Genomic DNA, 12385 nt, shown 5'->3' on the forward strand with positions numbered 1-12385 from the left:
GCAATCCCTGTGATAGCTCCGGTTACATAAAGTCCCCACAGCCAACTTCAGCGCCAAGGTGCCTGTTTGTTTTTTGTTTTGATGGGGTGCTTCATGGACAGGGTAATTCATGCGACTGAAGAACAACGTACGCACTCCGCGTACCGGTCTGGTAACAGGGTGCCCGGCATGAAAGTCGCCGTACTTTGTCTGCTGCTGTTGCCATTTGCTGCTCCCGGCATCGCAGCAGCCCAGGGCATCAGCCTGGCTCAGGCGCTGGACGCAGCCTTTGCGCGCAACCCGGAACTCGCCGCCGCGCAATGGGAGATCGGCGTTGCCGAAGGTGATCGCCAGCAGGCCGGGCTGATTCCCAACCCGGTGGTGTCGTGGGAGGTTGAAGACACACGCCGCGAGACCAGCACCACCACCGTGATGCTCAGCCAGGCACTGGAACTGGGCGGCAAGCGCGGAGCACGCATCGAAGCCGCCAGCAAGGGCCAGGACGCCGCCCGGCTGGAGGTGGAGCGACGCGGCAACGAACTGCGGGCCGAAGTGGTTCAGGCGTTCTACGCAGCGGCGCGGGCGCAGGCAGGTCTGGACCTGGCGCGCCAGTCCAGAATACTTGCCGAACGCGGCCTGCAGGTTGCCGAGGGGCGTGTTCGGGCGGGCAAGGTGTCACCGGTGGAGGCCACGCGCGCTCAGGTGCAACTGGCTGAAACCGACCTGCTGGTACGGCGCGCCGAGACCCTGAAGATCAACAGCAACCGTGAACTGGCGCGCACCACCGGTTCGCCGGTCGCCTCTTTCGAGCGTCTGGAATACACCGATCTGTCGCCGGGCAAGCTGCCACCGAGCGCAAAGCTACTAAGCGCCATCAACCAGTCCGCAGAGCTACGCCTCGCTCAGGCGCAAATAGAACAGCGCGAAGCCGCGCTGGGTTCAGAACGCGCCAAGCGCATCCCGGACCTGACCGTCAGCGCCGGCAGCCAGTACAGCCGCGAAGAGCGCGAACGGGTCAACGTCGTGGGTCTGTCGATGCCGCTACCGTTATTCGACCGGAATCAGGGCAACGTACTTGCAGCATCACGCCGGGCCGACCAGTCACGCGACCTGCGCAATGCTGTTGAGCTCAAGCTGCGCACCCAGACCCAGTCCGCACTCGATCAGTGGAGTACCGCGACGCAGGAAGTCGAGTCCTTCAATCAGGTCATCCTGCCCGCCGCGCAGCGCGCCGTCGACACCGCAACGCGCGGTTTCGAAATGGGCAAGTTCGGTTTTCTGGAAGTGCTGGATGCGCAACGAACGCTGATTTCAGCGCGCAGCCAGTACCTGGAATCGCTGGCAACCGCCACCGAAGCTCGAGTGGCTGTCGAGCGAATTCACGGTGATCTCAACCGGTTCAGCTTCAACCCCTGACTTTCCTTTTCCGCCTGTATCGAGCGTATCGCAAGGTGCCGCAATTACCTGATCGCCGGGAGCCTTTATGAACAACAAACGAAGCATTGCCATCACGCTGGCGGTGGTGGCCATCATTGGTCTGGGCAGTCTGACGCTGAACCCGCAGATGCTGCCATTCGCAACTGGAACAGAGCCATCAGGCGAGGAACACGACCATGACGCCGAGCCAGGTCATGCCGACGAGAAGAGCCAAGGCAACGAGAAGAAAACACCAGGCACCGCAGCGTCAGAATCTTCCCATGAAGAGGAAGAGGGGCACATCGAACTGAGCGCCGAGCAGATCAAAACTGCCGGCATCGAGCTGGCAAGCGCAGAACCTCGACAGATGAGCACCACTGTGACCTTCCCCGGCGAAATCCGCTTCGATGAGGACCGCACCGCGCATGTCGTGCCTCGGGTCAGCGGTGTGGTCGAATCAGTGAAGGTCGATCTGGGTCAAGCCGTGAAAAAGGGCCAGGTGCTGGCAGTGATTGCCAGCCAGCAGATCTCCGATCAACGCAGCGAACTGAACGCCGCACAACGCCGCCAGGAACTGGCCCGCCTGACGTTACAGCGCGAGAAGAAACTCTGGGAAGACAAGATCTCCGCCGAGCAGGACTACTTGCAAGCGCGCCAGGAGTTTCAGGAGGCCGACATCAACCTGGCCAACGCCCGGCAGAAGATCAGCGCCATCGGTGCCAGCCTGAACCCATCTGCAGGCAATCGCTACGAATTGATCGCGCCATTTGACGCCATGGTCGTGGAGAAACACCTCGGCATCGGCGAGATGGTCAGCGAAGCGAGCAATGCCTTCACGCTGTCCGACCTGTCGCGTGTCTGGGCCACCTTCGGCGTAGCGCCCAAGGACCTGGACAAGGTGGTGGTCGGTCGTCCGGTCATCGTCAGCGCGCCCGATCTGAATGCGCGGGTCGAAGGCAAGATTGGTTACGTCGGCAGCCTGCTGGGCGAGCAGACTCGCGCTGCCGCCGTGCGCGTGACCCTTGCCAACCCGCAGGGTGCCTGGCGTCCCGGCCTGTTCGTGTCGGTGGAAGTCGCCGCCGAGCAGACCAGCGTGGCGGTCAGCATTCCCGAGTCTGCGATTCAGTCGATTGAGGACAAACCCTCGGTCTTCGTACGCAACGCTGAAGGTTTTCAACTGACACCGGTAACGCTCGGTCGCCGCGATGGCGGCTACGTGGAAATCGTCAAAGGCCTGGCTGGCGGTACACAAGTGGCTGCCGCGGGCAGTTTCATCCTCAAGTCGGAGCTGGGCAAAGGCTCCGCCGAGCACGCCCATTGATCTGCGTCACACGAGTACACCTCCATGTTTGAACGGTTGATTCAATTCGCGATTGAACAGCGCATCGTCGTGATGCTTGCTGTGCTGCTCATGGCTGGGCTGGGCATTGCCAGTTACCAGAAACTGCCTATCGATGCCGTCCCCGACATCACCAACGTACAGGTGCAGATCAACACGTCGGCACCCGGCTTCTCGCCGCTGGAAACCGAACAGCGCATCACGTTCGCCATCGAGACCAACATGGCAGGCCTGCCCGGTCTGCAACAGACGCGCTCGCTGTCGCGCTCGGGCCTGTCTCAGGTCACAGTGATTTTCGAGGACGGCACTGACCTGTTCTTTGCCAGGCAGTTGGTGGGCGAGCGCCTGCAGATTGCCAAGGACCAGTTGCCTGAAGGTGTCGACACGATGATGGGGCCGATTTCCACCGGCCTCGGCGAGATTTTTCTGTGGACGGTCGAGGCCCGTGAGGGCGCACTGAAAGAAGACGGCACGCCTTACACGCCGACCGATCTGCGAGTGATTCAGGACTGGATCATCAAGCCGCAATTACGCAACGTACCGGGCGTGGCCGAGATCAACACCATCGGCGGTTTCGCCAGGCAGTATCAGATTGCGCCCGATCCGAAGAAGCTGGCGGCCTACAAGCTGACACTGAACGATCTGGTGGCTGCGCTTGAGCGCAACAACGCCAACGTCGGCGCAGGCTACATCGAGCGCGGCGGTGAGCAACTGCTGATACGCGCACCGGGCCAGCTCGGCACTGTGGACGATATCGCCAACATCGTCATCGCCAATGTGCAGGGCACGCCGATCAGAATCAGCAGCGTGGCCGAGGTCGGTATCGGCAAGGAAATGCGCTCCGGCGCAGCCACCGAAAACGGCCGTGAAGTGGTGCTTGGTACGGTGTTCATGCTGATCGGTGAAAACAGCCGGACGGTGTCACAGGCCGTGGCCGCCAAACTCGCCGACATCAATCGCACACTGCCCGAAGGCGTCGAAGCGGTAACGGTTTACGACCGCACCAACCTGGTCGAAAAAGCCATCGCAACAGTCAAAAAGAACCTGATCGAAGGCGCAATTCTGGTCATCGTGATTCTGTTCCTGTTTCTGGGCAACATCCGTGCTGCGCTGATCACCGCCATGGTGATTCCGCTGGCCATGCTGTTCACCTTTACCGGCATGTTCACCAACAAGGTCAGCGCCAACCTGATGAGCCTGGGCGCGCTGGACTTCGGTATTATCGTCGACGGCGCGGTGGTGATCGTCGAAAACGCCATCCGCAGGCTGGCGCATGCCCAGAAGAAATACGGCCGCATGCTGACCCGCTCCGAGCGTTTCCACGAGGTCTTCGCCGCCGCCAGAGAAGCCCGTCGACCGCTGATTTTCGGCCAGTTGATCATCATGGTCGTGTACCTGCCGATCTTCGCCCTCACCGGTGTGGAAGGCAAAATGTTCCACCCTATGGCGTTCACTGTGGTCATCGCCCTGCTCGGTGCCATGATCCTCTCGGTGACCTTCGTGCCTGCCGCCATCGCCATGTTCGTCACCGGCAAGGTCAAGGAAGAAGAAGGTTTTGTGATGCGCACCGCTCGCCAGCGCTACGCGCCGATACTGAGCTGGGTACTGGGGCATCGCTCAATAGCGTTCGGCATGGCCTTGGTGCTGATCGTGCTGTCCGGCTTCACTGCCAGCCGCATGGGCAGCGAGTTCATCCCGAGCCTGAGCGAAGGCGACTTCGCCTTGCAGGCGCTACGGGTTCCCGGCACTAGCCTGACCCAGTCGGTGGACATGCAGCAGCGTCTGGAAAAAGCCATCATCGAAAAAGTGCCGGAAGTGCAGCGCGTGTTCGCCCGCACCGGCACCGCAGAGATCGCCGCCGACCCGATGCCGCCCAACATCTCTGATAGCTACGTGATGCTCAAGCCGCAAAGTGAGTGGCCGGACCCGGACAAATCCCGCGAGGCACTGATAGCCGACCTGCAAAAGGCCGCCGCCAGTGTGCCGGGCAGCAACTACGAACTGTCCCAGCCGATCCAGTTGCGCTTCAACGAGCTGGTTTCCGGTGTACGCAGTGACGTCGCGGTGAAAGTGTTCGGCGACGACATGAACGTGCTCAACCAGACCGCCGCAAAAATTGCCGCCACCCTGCAAAAAGTGCCAGGCGCTTCAGAAGTGAAAGTCGAGCAGACCACCGGCCTGCCGGTACTGACCATCAACATCGATCGCGACAAGGCCGCGCGTTACGGCCTCAACGTGGCCGATGTGCAGGACGCCATCGCCATTGCGCTGGGCGGTCGTCACGCGGGAACGTTGTATGAAGGTGATCGCCGCTTCGACATGGTGGTGCGCCTGTCCGAGCAACTGCGCACCGATGTGAACGGGCTCTCCAGCCTGCTCATTCCGGTGCCTGCGAGCGCCAACAGCAACCAGCAGATCAGCTTTATCTCGCTGTCCCAGGTCGCCAGCCTTGACCTGGTGCTCGGCCCGAACCAGATCAGCCGCGAGAACGGCAAGCGTGTGGTCATCGTCAGCGCCAACGTGCGTGGTCGGGATCTCGGCTCGTTTGTCGAAGAAGCAGGCACCACCATCGACAGCGGCGTGCAGATCCCGGCAGGCTATTGGACCAATTGGGGCGGCCAGTTCGAGCAACTGCAATCAGCCGCCAAACGCCTGCAGATCGTCGTGCCAGTGGCATTGCTGCTGGTACTGGCGCTGCTGTTCATGATGTTCAACAACCTCAAGGACGGCCTGCTGGTCTTCACCGGCATCCCGTTCGCCCTCACCGGCGGCGTCATGGCCCTGTGGCTGCGCGACATTCCCCTGTCGATCTCCGCAGGCGTGGGCTTCATCGCCCTGTCGGGTGTGGCGGTGCTGAACGGCCTGGTGATGATCGCCTTCATCCGCAGCCTGCGCGAACAAGGCCACTCGCTGCACAACGCCATCAACGAAGGCGCCCTCACCCGCCTGCGCCCAGTGCTGATGACCGCACTGGTCGCCTCCCTTGGCTTCATCCCCATGGCCCTCGCCACCGGGACTGGGGCTGAGGTGCAGCGACCACTGGCGACGGCGGTGATTGGCGGGATTCTGTCGTCGACCGCGCTGACGTTGCTGGTGTTACCGGCGTTGTATCAGTGGGCGCATCGGCGGGAGGATGAGGAGGCGGTTGAGGCGTTGAAATAGGCTTTCAAGTAACCGCCAAAGCTTCAGGAAGCTCGTGCTAGAGCATCCTGAAGCTTTCACCTGCCCGCAGTGAACTTTCAGTTAAAGGAAGGTCGAAGCACTCGCCATTGAAAGTAGCGTTCGTCCGTAGCTTTTATCCCACAGGATTTTCAGGGCTTTCCTGCTCATCAGTCGGCTCAGAGATATAGGCCGGTCCCGTTAATGTGCTTATCGTCCTGTTACAAATGGGCCGCGGGGCAGTACGTTGCCTGCATAAGGAGATGTAGCAGTTGATGAACAAGGTTCAAGCCGCATGACGCGCACCAGTCTCTACGACCGTATCTCTGAACGCCGACTGGCTGACGAAGCACTGGCGCGCGAGGAAGCCGAGCGGGCTGCCGCGCAACAGGCGCTCGACATCATTCAAGCGGCTATCCCCGTCCCACAACCCTTGCGCGACGCAACCTGCAGTTTCAATTTTGGCGGGTTCCGCTTCGGCTTTCCGGAAGGGTTCGGGTGCAGCGCGATCGATGCCACCGTTCAAGTCGATGGAGAGCCTGTGGTGGTCTCCATCCAGCGTAGCGATGTACCTGAAGAGGCGAACCTTGCCGGGGCGTTCGCCGAAGCGGTCAAAGCACTGCAGCCGTTGTATGGCAATGTCCGAGTCATCCGCCAGTATGAAACGTTACTGGCAGGGAATGCCGCGCTGGCGCTGGACTTCCATTTTCGCGTGAGCTTCGAAGAACGGCATGGGCGCTTGATCGGTTCCATCGTACCGGTTGCCGATCACAACGAACGCCAATGGCTGAGCGTGGGCTGCGTGATTGACTCCGAAAAGCCCGCGCTGAAAACCTGGTTGCTGGATTTCGACAGCATGCTTGAAGGCCTGACCGCCCCCTGAACTCTACTTCATCGCCGACAGGACACGCTTTAATGGACTATCCGCTGCAGAACATCAGCGTCACGCCAGGTGATCGCACCTCCACTACTCGCAGCCCGCAGGAGTAACGGCGATGTTCGAGGCCGCGCGGTTACTGGATGATATCGAACACACCGGAGCGATGGCGGGCTTTGTGCTCGGGGCGATCGTGGGCATCGCGGCCGTGGCGTATGTCTCGCTCACCGTCGCCACGTGCGGGTTCGGCGGTTTTTTACTGGCCATGGCAGTCGGCCTGGCCGGTAATGCTATCGCCAGTATCGGGGAGAGTATCGGCAGCGCCTTCAGCTCTCCCGCGGGGCAGATCGAATCTGCCTCGCCCAACGTGTTCATCAATGGCCGCCCCGCTGCCTTTGCCATCGAAAGCACCGCCGTGTGTGACAAGCACTCGCCGATCGTCAAGGTGGCCGAAGGCTCCAGCAACGTCTTCATCAACGGCCAGCCCGCTGCGCGCAAGGGCGACAAGCTGACCTGCGGCGCGAAGATCGGCACCGGCTCGCCCAACGTCTTCATCGGCGGCGGTACCCAACGCTACCTGCCGGTGGACGACGAAGTCTCGGCGATGGCCCGCTACACCGTGGACATTCTGTTGGTCGTAGCCGGCGGCGCCAAGGCCGTGCTCAGCATTGCCAAGCTGGGCATGCAGGCCGGTCTGAAAGCGGCAGGCCCTTGCGCGCTGCAGTTCATGGGCGGTGTCTTTCTCGGGGACGCCATTTTTCGCTTCGGCGTCGCCCCCGTGGCCGAAAAAGTGCTGGGCGGCCTGCACGGCAACCCGGTCGACACCACCGCCGGACGCAAACTGCTGATCGACGAGTCCGATTTCAGCCTGCCCGGCCTGATGCCGATCGAGTGGACACGCTTCTACGCCAGCGACCTTGATGTCGACAGCGCGCTGGGCAAGGGCTGGGTGCTGCCCTGGGAACAAAGCCTGCGGCGCAAGGGCAGCTTTCTGTACCTCAGCGACAATCAGGGCCGCAGCGTGCCCTTCGTGACACTGGACTACAACCAGCGCATCTACAACGCACAGGAACAGCTGTACCTGGTGCGTACCGAGGGTGCTCATTACCTGCTGCAAACACTGGATAACGTCTTTTACTACTTCGGTGAAGTACCCGACGACAACCAGCCAGTTCCCCTGCAACGCGTCGAAAACGCCCTCGGTCATTTTCTGCATTTCGTACGCAGCGAAGACGGCGTTCTGACCGACATTTGCTCCACCGGCGGGCATCGCGTGCACCTGCACTACGACGAGGTGACCAACCGTCTGAGCACCGTCAAGCGAATCGTCGGCGACCAGGCCGTCGAGACACTGGTGCGCTATGGCTACGACAACAATGGCCAGTTGAACAGTGTGTACAACCGCAATGGCGACTCGGTGCGCAACTTCAGCTACACCGACGGCCTGATGACCCGCCACGCCAATGCGCTGGGGCTCAGTTGCGAATACCGCTGGGAAGTTCTCGACGGCAAGCCGCGCGTGGTCGAGCACTGGACCAGCGACGGCGAGCACTTTCATTTCGATTATGATTTCGAGGCGCGCCAGACGCGCGTAACCGATGTGCTGGGGCGTCGCGCCGAGGTGACCTACAACAAGGACCGTCGCGTCATCGCCAGCACTGATTTCGGCGGTGAGCAGTACCGTATCGCGCTGGACAACACTGGCAATATCACCGGCCTGACGCTGCCCGATGGCAACCAGCTGGGCTTCGAGTACGACGATCTGTCACGCCTGACCGCAGAAACCGACCCGCTGGGCCGAACCACGCGTTATCAGCATCACTTCAAGACCACGCTGGTCAAACAGATCACCTACCCCGATGGCAGCACCTGGAAGGCCCGCTACGACGCCAAAGGCAACCTCGTCGCCGAGATCGACGCACTGGGCCACAAGACCGAATACCTCAACGGCGAGAACGGCTTGCCCCATACCATCGTCGACCCGACGTTCAAGTCCAAATACCTGTGGTGGAACAACCTCGCGCAGGTAGAGCGCTTTCAGGACTGCTCGGGCAAAAGCACGTATTACCGTTATGACGAGCGCCATCAACTGGTTGCCGTCACCGATGCCCTAAACAACACCACCACGCTGGAGCGCAAGCCCGGCGGCGAAGTGCTACGCATCGACCACCCGGACGGCACCCGCGAGAGCTTCACCTACAACGCTCACGGTCAGGTCATGACACACACTGACGGCAAGGACCAGACCACCCATCTGGCCCGCAACGCACGCGGCCTGCCGACCAGACGTCAGGACCCTAAAGGGCTGATGGTCGCCTACCAGTACGACAGAGCCCTGCGCCTCGTGGCGCTGAGCAATGAAAACGACGCCACTTACACGTTCGCCTACGATCACTCCGATCGGCTGATCGAAGAAAAACGCATCGACCAGTTGACCCGCCGTTTCAGCTACAACCTTGGCGGGCATCTGACTCAGGTCGAAGAAACCGGCTACAGCGAAAAAGGCGAACGACCACAGCGCAGCACGTATTTCGAGCGCGACCCGATTGGTCGCCTGCTGGCCAGACTCAACGACGACGCCCGTCAGGATTTCACCTACGACGACAGCGACCGCCTGCTGTCCATTCAGCGCACACCCACCGACGGTGGCAGAAAACTCGGTGTCACGGCCGAAAAACTGGAATTCGCCTACGACATTCTGGGCCGCCTGACACAGGAATCGTCGCCCCAGGGCACGCTGGCCTACGACTACGATCCACTCAGCAACCTGACCACGCTGACCCTTCCTACCGGCCAGCACCTGAACCATCTGTATTACGGCAGCGGTCACCTGCATCAACTGAATCTCGATGGCCAACTGATCAGCGACATGGAGCGCGACGACCTGCACCGCGAGATCTACCGCACGCAGGGAAAACTCACCAGTTGCTTCGGCTACGACGCCCTTGGCCGCAAGACCTGGCAGTACGCAACCACACTGCCCGCTGAAAAACTCTCACAGATCCAGAACCCGCTCATAAAACCAGAGCGCTATGTCGAACACGCCTACAACCCGATCCACCGCCGCTATGAATACGACCCGGCCGGCGAACTGAGCCGCACCCTCGACAAACTGCGTGGCGAAGTCACCTACGAATACGAAGCCAACGGCCGCCTGCTTGAACACAACCCCGAAAAACGCTTCGACGGCGAAGAATTCCGCTACGACGCTGCCGGCAATCGCCTGAACTTCAACACCAGCCGCTTCGACCGCGTCAAAGACAACCGCCTCAAGCAATGGAGCAACCACGAATACAAATACGACGCGTGGGGCAACCTGGTCGAGAAAATCGTCGGCATCGTGCGTTGGCAAACCTTCACCTACGACTGCGAAAACCGCCTGGTCAAAACCGAGACCATGGCCAACAGTCAGGTGGAAAGCACCAGCAGCTATAAGTACGACAGCCTGGGCAGGCGCGTTGGCAAACAGTGGGAGATCAAGGGTAAGACCGACCAGAAACGCTTTCTCTGGCAGGGATTGCGGATGTTGCGTGAAGAAAGTCCTGGGCAGAGCAGCCTGTACCTCTACGAACCCGGCAGTTATGCGCCGCTGGCCCGTGTTGATGAGAAAGAGGGCGAGGTAGAGAACAAGGTCTACTACTTCCACACCGACCAGATCGGTACGCCGCTGGAGATGACCGACGCCGAAGGGCAGATCGTCTGGCAGGCCAAATATCGGCCGTGGGGGGCGATTGAAAAGCTGGTGGTGAACGAGGTCGAACAGAACCTCAGGTTTCAGGGGCAGTACTTCGATGTCGAGACGGGGCTTCACTACAACACGTTTCGGTATTACGATCCGGAGATTGGGCGGTTTATTACGCAGGATCCGATTGGGCTGAGTGGGGGGGATAATCTTTATGTGTATGCGCCTAATCCTTATGGGTGGGTTGATCCGTTAGGCTGGTGCGTCAATGCCAGTGTTACCCGAGGCCCCGCAGGACAGCCTTTGCGAGCAACAGCTACGATTACCAAGGCCGACATCAAAAAAGGCGGAACTGCGACAAACGCGTCGTCCCGGAGTTGGGCGAGAAGTCTTGGCAATCCGGACGACGATGCGGGCCATATAATCGCCAAGCTTCTTGGTGGGTCGGGTGGTAAGGATGGGGTATTTCCGCAGTTAAAAGGGATAAACCGTGGTCAATTTAGAGCTTTTGAATCGACTATCGCCAGCACTGTAAACAAAAGAGGGCCGGTTGACGTCGAGCTTAATTTTATATATGGCAGCGGCGGTACGCGGCCTACATCTATAACCTATGACGTCTATCGTCAAGGTAATAAAATATTAGAAGGTATATTTGAGAATTAATATGAACAATAAAGAATCTTCAAGCCAAGCGCTGGAAACCATTGAAAAGTTCATGAAAGAAATGAACCTTTGGGAAACGGAGTTTTTCAGACTAAGAAAAAAAGAACTAACAGAGGGTAAAGATGATCTATCCTTAAAGAAAGCCTATAGAAGCAAACTAGAAGAAATACTAAAGAAATATGTGATAGAAGACAAAAGCAACTTTGGCAGACTAATAGACTTAGGCTGTACGAACCCACCCACATACGATCCCGAAAGCGATATATTGGAAACAATAGCTAGCGAAAAAAACTCTGCTTCTATAACAGCGCAGCAAACTGCTGGAGCAGAAACCTTATCGAAAATAACACTAAAACTCCAAAATAATGAATGGTTGATAAAGAAAAAGGAGATCTTGAACCATGATGATAAATGGCGGCGCGCCCCATTATAAATCACTCAACCCGAATGCAACTCTTACTAGTATAAAGAGTATTTACAATACTAAAATTATCGGCATCTTTACGCGCTCGCTAGAGTCAATCAACGCGAAGTTGGAGGCGAAGAAAGCCCTTCTATATCACTTCACGATGAGCGATATAGCAAGCCGGCTGAAAATGATCGAAGCATGGTAGCAAATCGTCTGACAGAGAAAATATCGGGCTTGGGAGAATGACAGAAAAGCTTGTGATGAGCCATGTCGAGCAGAACCTGAAGTTTCAGGGGTAGTATTTCGATGTCGAGACAGGGCTTCACTACAACACGTTTCGGTATTACGATCCGGAGATAGGACGGTTTATAACGCAGGATCCGATTGGGCTGAGTGGGGGGGATAATCTTTATCTGTATGCGCCTAATCCTTATGAGTGGGTTGATCCATTAGGCTGGTGCGTCAATGCTAATGTTATCCGAGGCCCCGCAGGACAGCCTCTACGAGCGACGGCTACGATTACCGAAAATGACATTAAAAAAGGTGGAACTGCGACAAACGCATCGTCCCGGAGCTGGGCGAGAAGCCTTGGCAATCCGGACGACGATGCGGGCCACATAATCGCCAAGCTACTCGGTGGAGCTGGAGGAAAAAATGGTGTTTTCCCTCAACTTCCGGGAATTAACAGGTGGCTTTTTAGAGACTTCGAAAAGGACGTTGCCGAGTATGTACTAAAAAAAGGCCCTGTAGACGTAGATATAAAATTTGTATATGGAAAGTCTTCAACACGCCCGGACCAGATATTGTACAACGTTTCACAAAACGGCAAGCGCATACTATTTAATATATTTGACAATTAGA

6 protein-coding genes and 1 pseudogene are annotated in these 12385 nt (G+C 58.5%); all 7 read left to right on the forward strand.

Annotated features, from left to right (window positions below; all coding sequences use genetic code 11):
* Positions 1–168 precede the first annotated feature (168 nt).
* Complete coding sequence (locus RYB66_RS17345) at positions 169–1395, forward strand: TolC family protein (RefSeq protein WP_316894965.1); 1227 nt, start codon at positions 169–171, stop codon at positions 1393–1395.
* A 67-nt stretch (positions 1396–1462) separates the two neighbouring features.
* Positions 1463–2716, forward strand: coding sequence for an efflux RND transporter periplasmic adaptor subunit (locus tag RYB66_RS17350; RefSeq protein WP_316894966.1), 1254 nt, complete (start codon positions 1463–1465; stop codon positions 2714–2716).
* Between the two features lie 24 nt (positions 2717–2740).
* Positions 2741–5896, forward strand: coding sequence for a CusA/CzcA family heavy metal efflux RND transporter (locus RYB66_RS17355; protein ID WP_316894968.1), 3156 nt, complete (start codon positions 2741–2743; stop codon positions 5894–5896).
* A gap of 292 nt (positions 5897–6188) precedes the next feature.
* Entirely contained in the window at positions 6189–6776 is a 588-nt protein-coding gene (locus tag RYB66_RS17360; protein WP_316894970.1) for a hypothetical protein, read from the forward strand.
* Positions 6777–6888: 112 nt separating this feature from the next.
* On the forward strand, positions 6889–11115 hold the full coding sequence (locus RYB66_RS17365) for an RHS repeat-associated core domain-containing protein (protein ID WP_046832902.1): 4227 nt from the start codon (positions 6889–6891) through the stop codon (positions 11113–11115).
* Between the two features lies 1 nt (position 11116).
* Positions 11117–11548, forward strand: a complete 432-nt coding sequence (locus tag RYB66_RS17370; protein ID WP_010196009.1) for an NTF2 fold immunity protein — start codon at positions 11117–11119, stop codon at positions 11546–11548.
* 193 nt (positions 11549–11741) lie between these two features.
* Positions 11742–12384: pseudogene (locus RYB66_RS17375) on the forward strand (RHS repeat-associated core domain-containing protein); the annotation flags it as partial.
* Position 12385 lies beyond the last annotated feature (1 nt).

It is taken from the genome of Pseudomonas syringae group sp. 243L2 (assembly GCF_032587875.1).
Taxonomy (GTDB): domain Bacteria; phylum Pseudomonadota; class Gammaproteobacteria; order Pseudomonadales; family Pseudomonadaceae; genus Aquipseudomonas; species Aquipseudomonas amygdali.

Bases quoted from the DNA above. Each gene is read 5' to 3' on its own strand.
- RYB66_RS17350 (WP_316894966.1), top strand. From the start codon at position 1,463: ATGAACAACAAACGAAGCATTGCCATCACGCTGGCGGTGGTGGCCATC.
- RYB66_RS17355 (WP_316894968.1), top strand. From the start codon at position 2,741: ATGTTTGAACGGTTGATTCAATTCGCGATTGAACAGCGCATCGTCGTG.
- RYB66_RS17360 (WP_316894970.1), top strand. From the start codon at position 6,189: ATGACGCGCACCAGTCTCTACGACCGTATCTCTGAACGCCGACTGGCT.
- RYB66_RS17365 (WP_046832902.1), top strand. From the start codon at position 6,889: ATGTTCGAGGCCGCGCGGTTACTGGATGATATCGAACACACCGGAGCG.
- RYB66_RS17345 (WP_316894965.1), top strand. From the start codon at position 169: ATGAAAGTCGCCGTACTTTGTCTGCTGCTGTTGCCATTTGCTGCTCCC.
- RYB66_RS17370 (WP_010196009.1), top strand. From the start codon at position 11,117: ATGAACAATAAAGAATCTTCAAGCCAAGCGCTGGAAACCATTGAAAAG.